At 72.2% G+C, this 17,958-nt stretch carries 13 protein-coding genes; 8 read left to right on the top strand and 5 right to left on the bottom strand.

What is annotated here, in order from left to right:
• Positions 1 to 6: 6 nt before the first annotated feature.
• The 5 genes from ACFYXV_RS06010 to ACFYXV_RS05990 form a co-directional block, all read right to left on the bottom strand.
• Positions 7 to 1,029: a 3-oxoacyl-ACP synthase III family protein gene (locus ACFYXV_RS06010; RefSeq protein WP_383349344.1), complete on the bottom strand. Its 1,023-nt coding sequence runs from the start codon at positions 1,027 to 1,029 to the stop codon at positions 7 to 9.
• Between the two features lie 131 nt (positions 1,030 to 1,160).
• Positions 1,161 to 3,062: an anthranilate synthase family protein gene (locus tag ACFYXV_RS06005; RefSeq protein ID WP_389382081.1), complete on the bottom strand. Its 1,902-nt coding sequence runs from the start codon at positions 3,060 to 3,062 to the stop codon at positions 1,161 to 1,163.
• Positions 3,059 to 3,682 carry an isochorismatase family protein gene (locus ACFYXV_RS06000; RefSeq protein WP_385471777.1) on the bottom strand — a complete coding sequence of 208 codons (624 nt, stop codon included), beginning with the start codon at positions 3,680 to 3,682 and terminating at the stop codon, positions 3,059 to 3,061. The genes ACFYXV_RS06005 and ACFYXV_RS06000 overlap by 4 nt, the downstream gene beginning before the upstream one ends.
• A 69-nt stretch (positions 3,683 to 3,751) precedes the next feature.
• Complete coding sequence (locus ACFYXV_RS05995) at positions 3,752 to 4,522, bottom strand: 2,3-dihydro-2,3-dihydroxybenzoate dehydrogenase (protein WP_383349353.1); 771 nt, start codon at positions 4,520 to 4,522, stop codon at positions 3,752 to 3,754.
• A 19-nt stretch (positions 4,523 to 4,541) separates the two neighbouring features.
• The gene (locus tag ACFYXV_RS05990) at positions 4,542 to 5,714 is read right to left on the bottom strand and encodes a 3-deoxy-7-phosphoheptulonate synthase (protein WP_385471781.1); all 1,173 of its coding nucleotides are present in this window, start codon (positions 5,712 to 5,714) and stop codon (positions 4,542 to 4,544) included.
• Between the two features lie 225 nt (positions 5,715 to 5,939).
• Here ACFYXV_RS05990 and ACFYXV_RS05985 point away from each other — a divergent pair, with 225 nt between their 5' ends.
• The 8 genes from ACFYXV_RS05985 (at position 5,940) to ACFYXV_RS05950 (ending at position 17,958) form a co-directional block, all read left to right on the top strand.
• Positions 5,940 to 6,920: an NADPH:quinone reductase gene (locus ACFYXV_RS05985; protein ID WP_389382080.1), complete on the top strand. Its 981-nt coding sequence runs from the start codon at positions 5,940 to 5,942 to the stop codon at positions 6,918 to 6,920.
• A 162-nt stretch (positions 6,921 to 7,082) separates the two neighbouring features.
• Positions 7,083 to 7,625 (top strand): SRPBCC family protein, encoded by a 543-nt coding sequence (locus tag ACFYXV_RS05980; RefSeq protein ID WP_048477423.1) that lies wholly within the window; start codon positions 7,083 to 7,085, stop codon positions 7,623 to 7,625.
• 97 nt (positions 7,626 to 7,722) lie between these two features.
• Positions 7,723 to 9,345, top strand: a complete 1,623-nt coding sequence (locus ACFYXV_RS05975; RefSeq protein ID WP_385471787.1) for an AMP-binding protein — start codon at positions 7,723 to 7,725, stop codon at positions 9,343 to 9,345.
• 92 nt (positions 9,346 to 9,437) lie between these two features.
• On the top strand, positions 9,438 to 11,426 hold the full coding sequence (locus ACFYXV_RS05970) for an FAD/NAD(P)-binding protein (protein WP_385471789.1): 1,989 nt from the start codon (positions 9,438 to 9,440) through the stop codon (positions 11,424 to 11,426).
• Between the two features lie 17 nt (positions 11,427 to 11,443).
• Positions 11,444 to 12,853 (top strand): 3-carboxy-cis,cis-muconate cycloisomerase, encoded by a 1,410-nt coding sequence (pcaB, locus tag ACFYXV_RS05965; RefSeq protein ID WP_389382079.1) that lies wholly within the window; start codon positions 11,444 to 11,446, stop codon positions 12,851 to 12,853.
• Between the two features lie 23 nt (positions 12,854 to 12,876).
• A complete protein-coding gene (locus ACFYXV_RS05960; protein WP_385471794.1) occupies positions 12,877 to 14,283 on the top strand; it encodes an MFS transporter in 1,407 nt (468 codons plus the stop codon).
• Positions 14,276 to 16,513: a molybdopterin oxidoreductase family protein gene (locus ACFYXV_RS05955; protein ID WP_389382078.1), complete on the top strand. Its 2,238-nt coding sequence runs from the start codon at positions 14,276 to 14,278 to the stop codon at positions 16,511 to 16,513. Before ACFYXV_RS05960 ends, ACFYXV_RS05955 begins: the two co-directional genes overlap by 8 nt.
• Complete coding sequence (locus tag ACFYXV_RS05950; RefSeq protein WP_389382077.1) at positions 16,510 to 17,958, top strand: FAD-dependent oxidoreductase; 1,449 nt, start codon at positions 16,510 to 16,512, stop codon at positions 17,956 to 17,958. Before ACFYXV_RS05955 ends, ACFYXV_RS05950 begins: the two co-directional genes overlap by 4 nt.

The following is a 17,958-nucleotide window of genomic DNA, read 5'->3' as shown; positions in this document are numbered from 1 at the left end:
AGGTGACTACCAGCGGATCAGCGACAGACCGAGGGCCATGCCCCCGCCGAAGCCCGCGAGCAGGACCAGGTCGCCCTCGGCCAGCCGGCCCGAGCGGGCCGCGCGGTCGAGGGTGATCGGGACGGAGGCGGAGCCGGTGTTGCCGTACCTCTCGTACGTGGTCCAGGTGCGGTCGATGCCCACCCCGATTTCCTCGGAGAGGTTTTCCAGCATGCGTCCGTTGGCCTGGTGCGGAACGAAGTGCGCGATATCGGCCGGGGTGAGACCCCGCTCCGAAAGGAATGCGTCGATGGCGGGCGGGACGTTGTCGGCGACGAAATCGCGGACGCCCCGGCCGTTCATGGTGAAGTACTGGAGTCCCTCGGCGAGGATTTCCGGCGTGGCCGGAATGCGGCTGCCGCCGCCGGGAACTTCGATCAGGTGCCGGTCGGCCGCGTAGCTGGCCAGCCGGTTGGCGAGGACGCCGCGGTCCTCCCCGGCCACCGGGCCGAGGACGACGGCGCCGGCGCCGTCACCGAACAGGATCGTGGTGCGCCGGTCCTCGCGATTGAGGATCCGTGAGTAGACGTCCGCCCCGATGACCAGGGCGTAGCCCTCGCCGGAGGAGGCCGCGAGCATGCCCTGAGCCGTGGTCAGGGCGAACAGGAAGCCCGTGCAGACACCGTTGACGTCGAAGGCGGCGGTGCCCTGGTCCGCGCCGAGCTCGTCGGCGACCACGGAAGCGGTCGGCGGCTGCGGCTGGTCGGGGGTGGAGGTCGCGACGACGATGAGGGACAGCTGACGGGCGCGGATGCCGGCACTCTCCAGTGCCGCCCGACCCGCGATCACCGCGAGATCGGATGTTGCCTCATCGGGCTTTGCCCAACGGCGTTCGCGTATTCCCGTCTTGCCGAGTATCCATTCGTGATCGACTCCGGCCGGCGCTCCGACTTCTTCGTTGGAGACGACATGAGCCGGTACGTACGACCCCGTACCGAGCACGCCCACCGAAAAAGCATTGCGCGCACCGTGATTTCCCGTCGTGATCATTTCTACGACTCCTCAACACTGCGTGAAACTCATGGTTCCGTCCCGGGGAAATGCCGACAACGGCGTCCGTGGGACCTTGTCAGGTACGGGGCCGCGGGGCGGTCCGGGAGGCCGGACCGCCCCGCGCCGCGTCAGGCGGCGAGCATCCGCGCGGTCAGCGAGGCCAGGAGCTCCCCGGTGATGCGCGGTCCGTTCTGTGTCAGCACCGACTCGGCGTGGAACTGCATCGAGGCGAAGTGCGGGCCGCGCAGGGCGTGCACCTCCCCGGTTTCCGGATCGCGGCTGATGTCCAGGCGCCCTACGCCCGGGACGACGGCGCTGTCGACCAGGGAGCGGGCGGCGAAGGTGTTGTAGAAACCGACCCGTTCGGGCCGGCCGAAGAAGTCGATCTCCTTCTGGACGCCCTGGTTGGGCTCGTTCCGGCGGACCAGGTCGAAGCCGAGCGCGGTGGACAGCACCTGGTGGCTGAGGCAGACGGCCAGGAAGGGCCGCCGTTCGTCCAGCAGGGTCCGTACCGCCGTGCGCAGGTGGGCGATCTTGGGGTGGGAGCCGTCCCGGGGGTCGCCGGGGCCGGGGCCCATGACCACCAGGTCGTGTCCGTCGAAGGAGTACGGCTCGTCGAAGCGTCGGATCGTCACGTCGAGGCCGATCGAGTCCAGCTGGCGGGCGATCATCGCCGTGAACGTGTCCTCGGCGTCCACCACCAGGACCCGCCGGCCGGCCAGCGCCGGATCGACGGAGGCCCGGTCCTGGTCCTCCTTGAGCCAGTAGCCGGCGATCGTGCGGTTGCGGTCCTCCAGGGCCGCGCGGACGGTGGGGTGGCCGGCGAACCGGGCGGCGGAGCCCTGCGATTCCAGGGCCGCGAGCAGACCGGCGGCCTTGGCGGCGGTCTCGGCCACCTCCGACCAGGGGTCGGAGTGGCGCACGAGGGTGGCACCGACCCCGATGCGCACCTCGCCGCCGGAGCCGATGTCGGCCGTGCGGATCAGGATGGAGGAGTCCAGCGCGTCCCCGCCCTGTTCGTCACGGCCGATCAGCGCCAGTACGCCGCTGTAGTAACCGCGGCCCTGCGGCTCGTACTTGGCGATCACCTGGGCCGCGCTCTCGAGCGGGCTGCCGGTGACGGTCGGGGCGAAGAGGGTCTCGCGCAGTATCTCCTCCGGGGGCCGCGTGCTGCGGCCCTCGATGAAGTACTCGGTGTGGGCGAGGCGGGCCATCTCCTTGAGGTACGGACCGTCGACGCGGGCACCGCCCTCGCAGATCCGGGCCATCATCTTGAGTTCCTCGTCCACCACCATGTAGAGCTCGTCGACCTCCTTGGTGTCGGCGAGGAAGTCCATCACCTCCGGCAGCGAGGGCCCGGCCGCCGGATAGCGGTACGTGCCGCTGATCGGGTTCATGACGGCGGTGCCCTCGCGGAGGCTGACGTGCCGCTCGGGACTGGCGCCGACGAGGGTGCGCTCGCCGGTGTGCACGACGAAGGTCCAGTACGCGCCCGACTCCCGCTGGAGCAGGCGCCGGAAGAGGGTCAGGGCGTGGCCGGTGGAGTACGCGCGGATGCCGGTGGTCCAGGACCGCTTGAGGACGAAGTTGGCGCCCGCGCCCTCGCCGATCTCGTCGGAGATCACCCGGCGCACGGTGTCCGCGTACTCCTCGTCGGAGACGTCGAACTCCCCTCCGTCGAGGTCGATCGGCAGGTCGGGGATCCGGGTGAGGGCCTCGACCAGGGAGATCCGCTCCTGCCCGGTGACGGTCATCGCGACCAGCGGGGTGTCCTCGTCGGGGGCGGCGAAGCCCCGCTCGGAGATCTGCCGGTACGGGATGAGCGCGAGCACCTCGTGCCGGGCGCCGTCCGCCGCGGCCGGGGCGGACGGCGCGGCACCTGACGCACGGAGCTGCGCCAGCGAGTCGACGGTGGCGCTCTCGCCGATGATCACGTCGAGGATTCCGGGGCCGGTGGCCTCGGGGCGGTAGAGAAGGGCGAAGGGTGGTGGATTGGGGCCCAGGACGCGGGCCAGCAGGGGAGAGGTCATCCCGCGATCTCCTTGGCGGTGGTGACGACCGCGCACCGCTTGGACGCGTAGTCGATGGCCAGCCTGTGTTCCAGCTCGCTGAAGTCGCCGGTCGCGTCCGCGACCAGGAAGGTCTGGATGTCGTGGCTGAAGGACTCGATGGCCGTGGTCAGCACGCCGACGTGCGCGTAGACGCCGCAGATGACGAGCTGGTCCCGGCCGGCGGCGCGCATGCGCTCCAGCAGGTCGGTGTTGAAGAAGGCGCTGTAGCGCCACTTGGTGCAGACCCAGTCCTCGGGGCCGGGTGCCAGCGCGGGGACCACCTCGCGGTCCTCGGGCGTCGTACGCATCCCCGGACCCCAGATGTCGGCGAGCAGCCCGCGCTGCTCGGGGGTCATGCCGCCGGGCTGGGCGGTGTAGGCCACGGGGGCGCCGTGGGCCTTGAAGTGCTCGCGCAGCAGTACGGCGTTGTCGGTGAGCTCGGCGCGCAGCGCTTCGGGGAAGGGCGCGAGGAAGTAGCGCTGCATGTCGTGGACGAGCAGTACGGCCCGGTCAGGGTCGAAGGTCCACTGCGGTATGGACGGGGGAATGTCTCCCGCGGTCGGGAGGGGATAGGGCTCGATGGTCGGTATGCCGGCCATGACGGTCCTCTCGGATGTCTGTTCCTCGAAAAGGTTGCGCAGGAGTGGGCGGGGCGGTCGGTGGAGGTCTCACGCGCCGAGCGTGGCTCCGCCGTCCACGGTCAGGACGTGCAGGGTGATGTGCGCCGCCCGGTCGGACAGCAGGAAGATCACGGATTCGGCGATGTCGTTGGTCCGGGCGAGCTTGCCCAGCGGGATGCCGACCTTGAAGGACTCGGGGCTGCCCGCGATGGTCCTCGCGGGGCCCTGCTCGTCCTCCCACATCGAGGCGAGCATCGCCGTGTCGGTGGACCCGGGGGCGACGATGTTGCAGCGGATGTTGTGCTTGGCCACTTCCAGGCCGAGCGTCTTGGTGAGCATGGTCGCGGCGGCCTTGGACGCGCCGTAGGCGCCCATGGCGGTGCGCGGGGTGCCGGACGCGTTCGAGGCGACGGTGACGATGGCCCCGCGGTTGCGGGGGATCATCCGGTTGACGGCGGCGCGGGACAGCCGGAAGACGCCGCTGACGTTGACCTCGAAGGTCTGGAGCCAGTCCTCGTCGCTGAAGTCGCGCACCTCGCCCAGGCGCAGGATCCCCGCCGTGTTGACGAGGAAGTCCAGCTCGCCCAGTTCGGACTCGACCGCGTCGACGACGGCCTCGACCTGCGCGGTGACGGTGACGTCGGCCGGGTGGGCGTGGACGTCCAGCCCGTCGGCGACGAGCTTCTCCACCGATTCCAGGAGCCGTTCGGCGTCCCGGTCGACGGCGGCCACCGTCGCGCCCTCTTCGGCGAGCCTGCGGGCTACGGCAAAGCCGATGCCTCCTGCGGCTCCGGTGACGAGGGCGACCTTGTTCTCCATGTCCAATCTCCCTGCTGGTTCAGGCTCGCCATTGCGTCACCACGGCGTAGGCCTGGTTCGGGTTGAGGCGGGGGTCGCACAGGCTCGTGTACCTGTCTCCGACCGTGTGCAGCTGGTCGTCGCCGGTCGCGCACTCGGTGACGTCGTCCGGGGTGGTCTCCAGGTGGAGTCCGCCCGCGACGCCGCCGCCCTGGGCCACGGCCGCCTGGAAGCCCTGGATCTCCTTGACGACGGTCTCGACGAGACGGGTCTTGTGGCCGCCGGGGGCGGAGAAGGTGTTGCCGTGCATGGGGTCGGTCAGCCAGACCACCGGGTGGCCGGCCTGCCGCACCGCGTCGACGAGCGCGGGCAGGCGCTCGGCGACCAGGTCGGCTCCCATGCGGGCGATCAGGGTGAGGCGGCCGGGCTCGCGCCAGGGGTCGAGGCGCCGGCAGAGCTCGATGAGCTCCTCGGGCTCCATCGACGGTCCCACCTTGCAGGCGACCGGGTTGACGACCCCGGCCAGCATGTCGACGTGGGGGCCGTCGATCTGGCGGGTGCGCTCGCCGATCCACGGGAAGTGGGTCGAGGTCAGCAGCGGGCTGCCCTCCTCGTCCCAGCGCATCATGGGCAGTTCGTAGTCGAGGAGCAGCGCCTCGTGGCTGGTCCACACCGGCGGGCAGATGCCGGAGCGGCGCGCCGGGTCGGTCCAGCCGAGGTGGGCCATGGCCTGCGCGGCGGAGCGGTATCCGGAGAGCAGGCGGAAGGGGTCGGGAAGTCGCTCGGCCAGGCCGGCCTCGGGGCCGTTGACCATGTGCCCGCGGTAGACGGGCAGTTCGACGCCGTCCACGACCTCGGTCGGGCGCGAGCGCGGCTTGGCGAACTGGCCGGCGAGCCGGCCGATCCGCACCACCGGCTTGTGCGTGACCATCTTCAGCGTGCCGGCGAGCATGTCGAGGAGGGCGGACTTGCGGGCGATGTACCCGGCGTCGCACTCCGCCGGGTCCTCGGCGCAGTCGCCCGCCTGGACGATGAAGGCCTCGCCCGCCGCCACCCGCGCGAGGTGGGAGCGCAGGCGGCGGACGTCTCCGGCATTGACCAGCGCGGGACGCTGGGAAAGATCGTCCTTTACTTTGGTCAGGTCGGGGGAATCGGCCCAGTCGGGCTGTTGTAGGGCCGATGCTTTTCTGACGGTGAGTGATGCAGTAACCACAGGAAACTCCCAGGAAATGGGCCCAAGTCTTGCGCATGGGCAGAACTGAGGGGTGGCGGATTATCGATGCTGCTGGGGAATTGGTGTGGCACCCACTGGCCGATAGTCACTCCGTCAGGTGGGGCACCCGCACCTGACGGAACCGTGTCCTGATGGATAAGTCACACTTGATTGAAAAGCGGCAGCGGGTTTCCTGTGGCGGCCGCTGCGAACAGAATCCGGACCATGCATGCCGCCTATATCGAACAGTTGGGTCCCGCAGAGCTCATCCGCTTCGGTGAGCTGCCCGCTCCGCGGCCGGGGCCGTCCGACGTGCTCGTCGAGGTCGACGTCGTCTCCGTCAACCACGTCGACACCTTCGTCCGCTCGGGTGCCTGGCGCACCCCCCTCGACTTCCCCTTCGTGATCGGCCGGGACCTCGTCGGGACCGTGCTGTCCGCCGGCGCCGCGGTCGCGCACCGCTTCGCGCCGGGCGACCGGGTCTGGTGCAACAGCCTCGGGCACGACGGCCGCCAGGGCGCCGCCGCCGAGCAGGCCGTCGTCCCGGCCGAGCGGCTCTACCCGCTGCCCGAGGGGGTGGACCCGGTCGACGCGGTGGCCCTCGCGCACCCCGCCGTCACGGCCTACCTCGCCCTCTTCGACCAGGGCGGCATCACCGCCGGCGACACCGTGCTGGTGCTGGGCGCCGCGGGCAACGTGGGCAGCGCGCTGGTCACGATGGCCGCGCACGCCGGAGCCCGGGTGATCGCCACGTCCTCGCCGCGCGACTTCGACTACGTACGGGAGCTCGGCGCGGCCGAGGTCATCGACTACAACGACCCCGACGTGCCGGCCCGGATCCGCGAGCTCAGCCCGGACGGGGTGGACATCCACGTCGACACCTCGGCCCGCAACGACCTGGAGACCGCGGTCGACCTGCTCGCGAGCCGCGGCCGGATCGTGCTGCTCTCGGGCATGCGCACCCGTCCCGTGCTGCCCGTGGGGCCGCTGTACCTCAAGGACTGTTCGGTGCGCGGCTTCGCGATCTCGCACGCCACCGCGGGCCGGCTGGCGGCCGCGGCCGCCCACGTCAACAAGCTGACGGCGGCCGGGCTGCTGCGGCCGCGCGGCACCGAGGTGCTGCCGCTGTCGGCGGCGGCCGAGGCGCACCGCCTGCTGGACGAGGGCAAGGTGACGGGAAAGCTGGTACTGCGCGCCCGTTCCTGATGTAAAAGTCTGCGGAATAACTGCGAGCGGCGCCGCGGGATCATTATTGCGGCGCCGCTCCGGCATGCCTTTATTTTCCTTGTGCAATACACGGGTAAAAGACCTGATGGACCCGCGATAACAGCCTTGAGTGGCGATTCACGGAGCAGCAGTATTTCGGCCATGACGAACTCCATCATCGACTCGACCCCGCTTTTCGAGGTCCGCGCGGACATTCCCGTCGCGGCCACTGCGCAGGAGATCTACGACGTCGTCAGCGACCTGACCCGGAGCGCCGAGTGGAGCCCGGAATGCATGGGCGGCGAGTGGATTTCCGGTGAACCTTCAACCGTCGGAGCGATTTTCCGCGGCGAGAACCTGCGCGCCGAGGACGTCGTCGGCTGGGCCCCGCTGGTGCGCGGCACCTGGTACACCGAGGCCCGCGTCACGGCGGCCGAGCCCGGCCGCACCTTCCGCTGGATGATGCTGACCCACGCCCAGGAGGACCAGGAGTCCGTCTGGGGCTTCGACATCGAGCCGGCCCAGGAGGGCTCGGTCCTCGTCCACCACTTCCGCATGGGCAAGGCCACGGCCGGCATCCACAAGATCGTCGCCGATCTGGACGAGGTCCAGCGCAAGCAGTTCATCACCGACTGGACCGAGAAGCTCGTCGGGGACCTCGACGCCACCCTCGCCCGCATCCGCGACGTCGTCGAAGGCCGCTGAGCCCGCGTTGCCGCACCCGGACGCCGGCACCGGCTTCCCTCCCGGTGCCGGCCCACTCCCCGTACGTCATCGAAGACACTCTTGAGAGAACGAGGCCATGCTTCTCCAGCGCATAGGAAACAAGGGCATCCGGCTGGGTACGCTCTTCGACCGAGCGGCCGCCCGCACCCCCGCGGGCCTCGTGGTCATGGACCACGACCTGGACATCGCCCCGCAGCTCGGGCGCCGCCCCACCTTCACCGAACTCGCGGACCTGGTCGACGACTTCGCCTCACGGCTGTGGTCGGTCGGCGTACGGCCCAACCACCACGTCGTCGTGCACAAGGCCGACGGCTTCGACATCTCGCTGCTGGCCTGCGCGATCGCCCGCATCGGCGCGATCCCGGCCCTGCTGTCCCCGAAGCTGGACGGCGAGACGGTCGCGACGCTGGTGCGCCGCATCGACCAGCCCTTCCTGATCACCGACCAGGAAAAGCTCGACACCAACCTGCCGGCCGAGATCTTCGACATCACGTCCGGGGTGCTGCTGACCTCGGGCACCTCCGAGAAGGCCGTCGAACTGGCCTCCCTCGCGGGCGTCCCCCGCGTCCAGGCGATCCCGATGCCGCCGGAGCACCCCACCCTGATCACGCACACCTCGGGCACCACCGGCACCCCGAAGCTGGCCGTACACACCGGCCACACCTTCGAGGCCCGCTACCGCCCGCAGGCGACGGTCTTCTCGGCCGTGCCCAAGCGCGAACCGGTCGCGGTCCACGTGTCGTTCGTCCACTCCCGGATGTTCACGGCCATGCCGATCTCGATCCTCCAGGGCCACACCCTGATCGTCCTCAAGGAGGACGACCCGGAGACCGTGGGCGACATCTTCTCCCAGGTCCCGCCCGGCTTCATCGAGGCCCACCCCAACACGTTCCTGCGCTGGGAGGAGCTGGCCGACGACCCCCGCGGGCCCCTCGCCAACGTCAAGTACTTCAGCTCGACCTTCGACGCGATCCACCCGCGCACGGTCAGCATCCTGCTCAAGGCGAGCAAGCGGAAGAACGCGCTCTTCGCCCAGGCCTACGGCCAGAGCGAGGTCGGCCCGATCGCGGCCCGCACCTACACCCGCAAGGGCGGCGCCGACTTCGACGGCCGCTGCGTCGGCTCCCCGTTCCCCGGCATGACCGGCGTCCGCGTCGTCAGCCGTGACGGCAATCCCGTCACCAAGGACAACCCGGGCTTCATCGAGATCAAGTCCGACGGCCGGATCATCACCTACCACTCCGAGCACGAGCGCTGGGAGAAGCAGGTCAACGACGGCTGGTGGCGCATGGGCGACCTCGGCTACCGCACCAAGTGGGGCTGCCTGCACCTGCTCGACCGCGAGGTCGACGAGATCCCGGGCATCGGCTCGACCCTGGAGATCGAGGACAAGCTCTTCACCCGCCTGCACGAGCTCATCGAGGTCATCATCATCCCCGGCCCCGACGGGGTCCCGGTCCCGGTCGTCTGCACCCGCGACGACAAGCCGCTCGACCTGATCGCGTGGAAGTCCGCGGTCATCGGCCTGCCGAAGCTCGCCGCACCGGTCCAGTGGCGTCTGGAGGACGTCCCGCAGACCTCCACCACCAAGATCAAGCGCCTCGAACTCGCCCGACTGGTCGCGGGCGGGGCACAGGACGAGGCCGGCACGGACACCGAAGCCGCAACCGGAACCGAGGTCAAGGCCGACGCCGCCTGAGCGCCCGGTGAAGCCCTCCGCGCCACCGCGCCCGGCCCACCCCGCACAGACCCGGCTCCCACCCTGCATCCCTACCGCATCGGAGATATCGCATGAGCAGCTCGTCCGTTGAGATAGCCGTCGTCGGCGCCGGCCCCCGCGGCCTGTCCGTCGTCGAGCGCCTGGTCGCCAACGAGCGGGAGAACCCCGTTCACGACTCGGTCGCCATCCACGTCGTGGACCCGGCCGCGCCCGGCGCCGGCCAGGTCTGGCGCTCCGGCCAGTCACGCCACCTGCTGATGAACACCGTCGCCTGCCAGATCACCGTCTACACGGACGACAGCTGCAAGATCGACGGTCCGATCGAGCCCGGCCCGACCCTGTTCGAGTGGGCCAAGTCCCTCTCCGTCCTGGGCCAGTTCGGCGACTACGACGAGGGCACCCTCGCCGAGGCCGCGGCCATGGGTCCGGACACCTACCCGACCCGCGCCTTCTACGGCAACTACCTCAGCGAGTGCTTCCAGCGCGTCATCGTCGGCGCCCCCAAGCACGTCACCGTCCACGTCCACCGCTCGCGCGCCGTGGCCATCGCCGACACCCTCGGCATCTCCGGCGGCCCGCAGGGCGTCCGGCTCCAGGACGGCACCCGCCTCAACGACCTCGACGCCATCATCCTGGCCCAGGGTCACGTCCCCGCGCGGCTGACCCCGCGCGAGGCGCGCACCGCATCCCTGGCGCGCATCCACTACCTGACCTACCTGACGCCGGGCAACCCCGCCGACAAGGACCTCGCTGCGATCAAGCCCGGCCAGACGGTGCTCGTCCGCGGCCTGGGGCTGAACTTCTTCGACTACATGGCGCTGTTCAGCCACGGCCGCGGCGGCTCCTTCGTCCGCGACGAGGACGGCAGGCTCACCTACCAGCCGTCCGGGCAGGAGCCCCGGCTGTACGCCTTCTCCCGGCGCGGCATCCCGTACCACGCCCGCGGCGACAACGAGAAGGGCGCGTACGGCCGCTACTTCCCCAAGCTCCTGACCCCGGACTACGTGCGCGCCCTGCGCGAGCGGGCCGCCTCCGGCGGCCGGGTCACCTTCAAGGAAGACCTGTGGCCCTTCATCTCCCTGGAGGTCGAGAGCGTCTACTACGGCGCCCTGCTCGCCGCCAACGGGCAGGCGGAGGAGCGCGAGGCGTTCACCGAGCGCTACCTGGAGACCGAGGACGCCGAGGGCCGCGCCTGGCTGCTCGCCGAGTACGACATCCCCGAAGAGCAGTACTGGAGCTGGGAGAAGCTCTCCGTCCCGTACGGGGACCGGGAGTTCGCCGACCGCGACGACTTCCAGGCCTGGCTGGTGGAGTACCTCGCGGCCGACGTCGCCGCCGCCCGCCAGGGCAACCTCAGCGGCCCGATCAAGTCCGCCCTGGACGTCCTGCGCGACCTGCGCAACGAGGTCCGGCTCGCCGTCGACCACGGCGGCCTCGACGGGGACTCGCACCGCGACGACCTGGAGGGCTGGTACACCCCGCTCAACGGCTTCCTCTCCATCGGCCCCCCGGCCACCCGCATCGAGGAGATGATCGCCCTCATCGAGGCGGGGGTCCTGACCGTCACCGGACCCGGGACCCAGGTCCGCATCGACACCGACACCCAGACGTACGTGGCCGCGTCCACGTCCGTACCGGGACCGCAGATCAAGGCGCAGGTGCTCATCGAGTCCCGGCTGCCCGAGCCCGACCTGCGGCGCACCTCCGACCCGCTGCTCCAGCACCTGCTGGACACCGACCAGGCGAAGCCGTACGTCATCTCGGGCGAGCAGGGCGGCTACCAGACCGGTGGCCTCGCGGTCACCGAGCGCCCGTACCGGCTCATCGACGCCCGGGGCACCGCCCACGCGCGCCGCTTCGCCTACGGGGTGCCGACCGAGTCGGTCCACTGGGTCACGGCGGCCGGCATCCGGCCCGGCGTGGACTCGGTGACGCTCGGCGACTCCGACGCGATCGCCCGGGCCGTCCTGGCCCTGCCGCCGGTCGCGAGCCTGCCCGCGGGGATCCGCGCGGTGGCCGACCAGCAGGCCGACGACACCCTGCCCGGCGTGATCGTATGACCGGCGAGGGCCCTCTGATGGACGCCGGCCTGCTGTCCCCGGTGCGGGCCGGCACCGCGGTCGAGGCGGCCGTCGGCGACCGGGCATGGCTCCAGGCCATGCTCGACGCCGAGGCCGCCCTGGCCCGGGCCCAGGCGAGCCTCGGCACCCTCCCGGGGGAGGCCGCGGCCGTCATCACCGAAGCGGCACAGGCCGAGCGGTTCGACCTGAGGGCCCTCGCGCTCGCCTCGCGGGAGACCGCGAACCCGGTGGTGGGCCTCGTCCAGGCCCTCACCGCGCAGGTCCGCGCCATCGACCCGAAAGCCGCGGACTTCGTCCACCGGGGCTCCACCAGCCAGGACATCTTCGACACCGGCGCCATGCTGGTGGCCGCCAGGGCCCTGCGCCTGATCCGGGCGGACCTCGCCCGGACGGCGCAGGCCCTGGCGGGCCTCGCCAGGACCCACCGCGACACCCTGATGCCGGGCCGCACCCTGGCCCTGCACGCCGTACCCACGACCTTCGGACTCAAGGCCGCCGGCTGGCGCGCCCTCGTCCTCGACGCCGACACCCGCCTGGCCCGCGTCCTGGACGAGGGCCTGCCGGTCTCCCTCGGCGGGGCCGCCGGCACCCTCGCCGGCTACCTCGAATACGCCGACATCGACCGCCCCGACGTGGCGGCCGACACCGAGCACCCCTACCTCGACCGGCTCGTCGACGCCTTCGCCGCCGAGACCGGCCTCGCCCGCCCCGTACTGCCGTGGCACGCGCTGCGCACCCCCTTCGCCGATCTCGCCGCCGCGCTGGCCTTCACCGCCGGAGCCCTCGGCAAGATCGCCGTCGACGTGCAGGCGCTCACCCGGACCGAGGTGGGCGAGGTCGCCGAACCCACCGCCGCCGGCCGCGGCAGCTCCTCGGCCATGCCGCACAAGCGCAACCCGGTGCTCGCCACGCTGATCCGCGCGGCGGCCCTGCAGGTCCCGGTGATCGCCGCCGGACTGACCCAGTGCCTGGTCACCGAGGACGAGCGCGCCGCCGGCGTCTGGCACGCCGAGTGGCAACTGCTGCGCGAATGCCTGCGCCTGGCCGGCGGAGCCGCCCACACCGCTGTCGAACTCGCCGAGGGGCTGGAAGTCCGGCCCGGCCGGATGCGGGAGAACCTCGACCTCACCGGCGGCCAGGTGGTCTCTGAGCGCATCGCGGCCCGCCTCGCCCCGCACCTGGGCAAGGCCGCCGCCAAACAGCTGCTGACCGAGGCCTCGACCACCGCCGCCGCGAGCGGGCGGCCCCTGGCCGCCGTACTCGCCGAGATGCCCGGCCACGGACTCGACGCGGACCACATCGCACGGCTCTGCGACCCGGCCGGGTACAGCGGCGCCGCCGGCGCACTCGTCGACCGCGCACTGGCCGACGTACCGCAGTCCCCACCACCGGGATCAACCGTCTGACAGACAAAGGGAGAAACCAGGTCATGAGTGCCACGCGATCAGCCAAGGGGCGCTGGATCGAGGACTGGGACGCCGAGAACGAACAGTTCTGGGAGCAGGGCGGCAAGCGCATCGCCCGCCGCAACCTCTACCTGTCCGTCATCTCCGAGCACATCGGCTTCTCCGTCTGGAGCATGTGGTCGGTCCTGGTGCTCTTCATGACGCCGGCGATCGGACTCGGCTTCGCGCCCGACGAGAAGTTCCTCCTCGTCGTCACCCCCACGCTCGTCGGCGCCCTCCTGCGCCCCTCGTACAGCTACGCCGTCACCCGCTTCGGCGGCCGCAACTGGACCGTGTTCGCCTCGGCGATCCTGCTGGTACCCGCCGGGCTCACCGTGTTCTTCATCCAGCGCCCCGGCACCCCGCTGTGGGTGTTCCTGCTGATCAGCGCCCTCGGCGGAGTCGGCGGCGGCAACTTCGCCTCCTCGATGACCAACATCACCGGCTTCTTCCCCCGCCGCCACCAGGGCTGGGCCCTCGGCCTCAACGCCGGCGGCGGCAACCTCGGCGTGGCCGCCGTGCAGCTGCTGGGCCTGCTCGTCATCTCCACCGCGGGCGACACCCACCCGGCGTACATCGCCGCCACCTACCTGCCGTTGATCGTGCTCGTCTCGCTCTGCTGCGCCCTGAAGATGGACAACATCGCGACCGTACGGACCGACCCCGGCGCCCAGCGCGAGGCCCTCGCCCAGCGCGACACCTGGCTGATCTCGCTCCTGTACATCGGCACCTTCGGCTCGTTCATCGGCTACGGCTTCGCCTTCGGCCTGGTCCTGCAGACCCAGTTCGGCTCCACCCCGCTCCAGGCGGCCTCGTACACCTTCCTCGGCCCGCTGCTCGGCTCCTTCTCCCGCCCCTTCGGCGGCTGGCTCGCCGACCGCTTCGGCGGCGCCCGCATCACCCTCCTCACCTTCGGCGGCATGGGGCTGGGCACCGGGGTGCTGCTCCTCGCCTCCGCCCGCGACTCCCTGACGATCTTCATCGCCGGATTCACCGCCCTGTTCGTCCTCAGCGGCATCGGCAACGGCTCCACCTACAAGCTGATCCCCGCGGCCTTCACCCGCCAGGCCGAGGCCCGCATCGTCCGCGGTGAGGACGCCACCCGGGCCTTCGCCTCCGCCCGCCGCCTGTCGGGCGCCGCCATCGGCATCTCCGGCGCCATCGGCGCGCTCGGCGGAGTCGCCATCAACCTCGCCTTCCGCGGCGCCTACAGCGGCGGAGCGAGCAACGGCGCCCCCGCCTTCCTGTCCTTCCTCGGCTACTACGCCCTCTGCGCCGCCGTCGTCTGGACGGTGTACGTGCGCCGCGAGCGCGCGGCCGCAGCCGCCCCGGCAGCGCGCGCGCAGCAGACGGTGGCCGCCGCCACCCGCCCGGAGAACGTCCATGTCTGACCGGATACCGTCCGGGGACGCCGCGACCGTACGGACCCACTGCCCGTACTGCGCCCTGCAATGCGGCACCCTGCTGAGCCGCGAGGACCGGTCGGGCGGAGCCGACGTCCAGCCCGACCCGGACTTCCCCGTCAACGGCGGCGGCCTGTGCCAGAAGGGCTGGACCGCCCCCACCCTGCTCACCACCCCCGACCGGATCCGGACCCCGATGGTCCGCGACGCCGGCGGGACCCTGCGCCCCACCGACTGGGACACCGCCCTCGACACCGTGGCCGCCGGCCTCGCCCGGATCCGCGCCGAACACGGCGCCGACGCCGTCGGCGTGTTCGGCGGCGGCGGACTCACCAACGAAAAGGCCTACCTGCTCGGCAAGTTCGCCCGCCTCGCCCTCGGCACCAGCCAGATCGACTACAACGGCCGCTTCTGCATGTCCTCGGCGGCCGCCGCGGGCAACGCCGCCTTCGGCCTGGACCGCGGACTGCCCTTCCCCGTCACCGACCTCGGCGCAGCCGACGTGATCATGCTCGCCGGGGCCAACCCCGGCGAGACGATGCCCCCGCTGATGCGCCACCTGAGCTCCGCCCGGCTGATCGTCATCGACCCGCGCCGCACCCCCACCGCCGCCCGCGCCGCCCTGCACCTCCAGCCCCGCCCCGGCACCGACCTGGCCCTCGCCCTCGGCCTGATGCACATCCTCGTCGTCGACGGCCACACCGACCGGACCTACGTCGACCAGCGCACGGGCGGCTTCGAAGCCGCCTGGAAGCGCGCCGCCTCCTGGTGGCCCGAGCGCGTGGAGAAGGTCACCGGCGTACCCGTCAGCGACATGCGCGAGGCCGTACGGATGCTCGCCGCCGCCCAGCGCGCGTACGTCCTCACCGGACGCGGCGCCGAACAGCACAGCAAGGGCACCGACACCGTCGCCGCCTTCATCAACCTCGCCCTCGCCCTGGGCCTGCCCGGCCGGGAGGGCAGCGGATACGGCTGCCTCACCGGCCAGGGCAACGGCCAGGGCGGCCGCGAGCACGGCCAGAAGGCCGACCAGCTGCCCGGCTACCGGATGATCACCGACCCGGCGGCCCGCGCGCACGTGGCGGGCGTCTGGGGCGTCGACCCCGAGGTCATCCCGGGCCCGGGCCGCAGCGCCTACGAACTCCTCAGCGCCCTCGGCACCGACACCGGCCCGCGCGCCCTGCTCGTCTTCGGCGCCAACCCGGTGGTCTCCGCCCCGCGCGCCGACCGCGTCGCCGAACGCATGGCCTCCCTCGACCTGCTCGTCGTCGCCGACTTCGTGCCCTCCGAGACCGCCCGCATGGCCGACGTGGTGCTGCCCGTCACCCAGTGGGCCGAGGAGGAGGGCACCATGACCAACCTCGAAGGCCGCATCCTGCGCCGGCGCCGACTGCTCGACCCGCCGCCCGGGGCCCGCTCCGACCTCGCCGTCCTGCACGCCCTCGCCACCCGCCTCGGCGACCTCCCCGAGCGCTACCCGGTCGAACCCCGCGCCGTCTTCGAGGAGTTGGGCCGCGCCTCGCGCGGCGGCCCCGCCGACTACTCGGGGATCAGCTACGACCGCCTCGACGCGGGCGAGACCCTGCACTGGCCCTGCCCCGGGACACCCGGCGGCGAGCCCGCCCACCCCGGCACCCCCCGGCTCTTCCTCGACCGCTTCGCCCACCCCGACGGCCGGGCCCGCTTCGCCGAGGTGGAGCACCGCCCGCCCGCCGAGGAGGCGCACGCCGAGCACCCCCTGTACGCCACCACGGGCCGGGTCCTGGCCCAGTACCAGTCCGGAGCGCAGACCCGCCGGGTGCCGCAGCTGGCCGCAGCCGCCCCCGAGGCGCACGTCGAGGTGCATCCCGACACGGCCGCCCGGGCAGGCCTGACCGACGGCGGCCACGCCCGGGTCAGCTCGGCGCGCGGCACCACGCTCGCCCGGGTCCGCCTGGACCCGACCCTGCGCGCCGACACGGTCTTCCTGCCGTTCCACTTCCCGGGCGCCGGACGGGCCAACCTGCTCACCAACGACGCGCTCGACCCGCGCAGCCGCATGCCCGAGTTCAAGGTGTGCGCGGTCCGCATCGAACCGGCGGAACTCGAATTCCCCGAGACGGACGCCGGGAACGACGGCATCGAGGAGGACTTCGAGGACGACGCCGCCGCCATCGTGCCCGCCTCCGCACCCGGCCCCGGCCAGGGCCCCGCACTCCTCCAGGACGCCCGCCCATGACCACGCACTCCACCGCGCCGATCCTCGTCATCGGCAACGGCCCCGCCGCCCACCAGATCCTCGACCGGCTGCGCCACTTCGGCTGCGAGGACCCCGTCACCGTCCTCGGCGCCGAGGACACCCCCGCCTACCACCGGGCGCTGCTCACCTCCGCCCTCGACGGCAGCCTGCCGATCGAGGCCATGGAGCTGCCCCCGCCGCCCGGCGACACCACGATCCGCACCGGCGTCTGCGCCGTCCGCATCGACCGGGTCCGGCGCCGCGTGCACACCGCGGACGGGGACGTCTTCCCGTACGCCCGGCTGATCCTGGCCACCGGCGCCACCCCGCTCCTGCCGGACCTGCCCGGCCTGCGCGCCCCCGACGGCAGCCCCGCCGCCGGGGTCGCCGTCCTGCGCACCCTCGCCGACTGCACCCGGCTCACCGCTCCGGCCGTCGTGGCCGCCCGGACCCCCGTGACCATCCTGGGCGCCGGATCCCTCGGCGTCGAAGCCGCGTTCGCGCTCGCCCTGAAGAACCGGCCCGTCACCCTCGTCCACCCCCGCCCCTGGCCGATGGACCACCTCCTCGACGCGGCCGCGGGGGCCCTCGTACGGGACCGGCTCACCGCCGCCGGCGTCGAACTCGTCGCCGGCAGCCCCGCCACCGCGTACACCCCCGCCACCGCCGGGGCCCCCGGCACCCTCACCCTCGCCGACGGGACCACCCTGCCCGCCGACACCCTGCTGCTGTGCACCGGCGTCCTGCCCGAGACGGGCCTGGCCCGCACCGCCGGACTGGCCGTGCGCACCGGCATCCTCGTCGACGACAGCATGCGCACCGACGACCCGCTGATCCACGCCATCGGCGACTGCGCCGAACACCGCGGCAACCGCGGCGGATCCCTGGCCTCCGGCTGGGCCCAGGCCGAGGCCCTGGCCCGCCACCTGGCCCACGGAGCCCGCGGCGTGGCCCCCGCCCGCCGCGTCCTGCGGCCCCGGATCGCGGGCCCCGGCCTGGTGGTCCTCGGCATGCCGGGCGCCGCCCCGTGCGACGAGACGATCACCCTCAACGACCCGGCGAACGGCCGTTACGCGCGCCTGGAGCTGACCGGCGAGCACATCACCGCCGGGGTCCTGCTCGGTTTCGACCGGGCCATCGCCACCACGACCGAGCTGTACGTCCACGACGCGCCCGTCCCCCGCGACCGGCTCAGCTTCCTCATGGGACGGGCCCCGCGCCTGACCAAGGCCGGCTCCGAAGAGATCACGCCCGAGACCGTCATCTGCCTGTGCAACAACGTCACCCACCAGGACCTCACCCGGGCCTGGCACGCCGGGGCGCAGGGGCTCGCCGAGCTCGCGAGCGCCACCCGCGCGACCACCGGCTGCGGTGGCTGCGCCCGTCAGGTGGAGTCCATCTGCATCTCCCTGGCCTCCCCCACGCCTGCCGCGACCGGCAGTTGA

The organism is Streptomyces sp. NPDC002181, assembly GCF_042890485.1.
GTDB lineage: Bacteria > Actinomycetota > Actinomycetes > Streptomycetales > Streptomycetaceae > Streptomyces.
This window is presented reverse-complemented; position numbering and strand designations above follow the sequence as displayed.

Excerpts from the sequence above, each read along its gene's own strand:
- ACFYXV_RS06010 (WP_383349344.1), bottom strand. The coding sequence starts at position 1,029 with ATGATCACGACGGGAAATCACGGTGCGCGCAATGCTTTTTCGGTGGGC.
- ACFYXV_RS06005 (WP_389382081.1), bottom strand. The coding sequence starts at position 3,062 with ATGACCTCTCCCCTGCTGGCCCGCGTCCTGGGCCCCAATCCACCACCC.
- ACFYXV_RS06000 (WP_385471777.1), bottom strand. The coding sequence starts at position 3,682 with ATGGCCGGCATACCGACCATCGAGCCCTATCCCCTCCCGACCGCGGGA.
- ACFYXV_RS05995 (WP_383349353.1), bottom strand. The coding sequence starts at position 4,522 with ATGGAGAACAAGGTCGCCCTCGTCACCGGAGCCGCAGGAGGCATCGGC.
- ACFYXV_RS05985 (WP_389382080.1), top strand. The coding sequence starts at position 5,940 with ATGCATGCCGCCTATATCGAACAGTTGGGTCCCGCAGAGCTCATCCGC.
- ACFYXV_RS05980 (WP_048477423.1), top strand. The coding sequence starts at position 7,083 with ATGACGAACTCCATCATCGACTCGACCCCGCTTTTCGAGGTCCGCGCG.
- ACFYXV_RS05975 (WP_385471787.1), top strand. The coding sequence starts at position 7,723 with ATGCTTCTCCAGCGCATAGGAAACAAGGGCATCCGGCTGGGTACGCTC.
- ACFYXV_RS05970 (WP_385471789.1), top strand. The coding sequence starts at position 9,438 with ATGAGCAGCTCGTCCGTTGAGATAGCCGTCGTCGGCGCCGGCCCCCGC.
- pcaB (WP_389382079.1), top strand. The coding sequence starts at position 11,444 with ATGGACGCCGGCCTGCTGTCCCCGGTGCGGGCCGGCACCGCGGTCGAG.
- ACFYXV_RS05960 (WP_385471794.1), top strand. The coding sequence starts at position 12,877 with ATGAGTGCCACGCGATCAGCCAAGGGGCGCTGGATCGAGGACTGGGAC.
- ACFYXV_RS05955 (WP_389382078.1), top strand. The coding sequence starts at position 14,276 with ATGTCTGACCGGATACCGTCCGGGGACGCCGCGACCGTACGGACCCAC.
- ACFYXV_RS05950 (WP_389382077.1), top strand. The coding sequence starts at position 16,510 with ATGACCACGCACTCCACCGCGCCGATCCTCGTCATCGGCAACGGCCCC.